The following is a 214-nucleotide window of genomic DNA, read 5'->3' as shown; positions in this document are numbered from 1 at the left end:
ACGTCTGTATGTCCTGCAAAACAAAATACGGGATCTTGAGTACCACGACGTGCCCATAAGTTATCAACGTCTTCAAAACGCATATGCTCGATGTTAAAACCCACCTGAGCAAGCCGATCGGCCATAATATTTTGACAATTATGATCCATCGGAGTAACAGAAGGTTGACGTAAAAGCTCTAAACTAAGATCTAAGGTGGCTGATGAGGTCATAG

At 42.5% G+C, this 214-nt stretch carries 1 pseudogene; it reads right to left on the bottom strand.

Annotation, left to right across the window (positions count from 1 at the left end):
- Window positions 1–212: pseudogene (locus tag JR005_RS14365) on the bottom strand (succinyl-diaminopimelate desuccinylase); the annotation flags it as partial.
- Window positions 213–214 lie beyond the last annotated feature (2 nt).

Origin of the sequence: Acinetobacter sp. Colony158 (assembly GCF_019264745.1) — a bacterium.
Classification (GTDB): domain Bacteria; phylum Pseudomonadota; class Gammaproteobacteria; order Pseudomonadales; family Moraxellaceae; genus Acinetobacter; species Acinetobacter ursingii.
The sequence above is the reverse complement of the archived record's forward strand: the minus strand, read 5'-3'. Positions and strand labels throughout refer to the sequence as shown.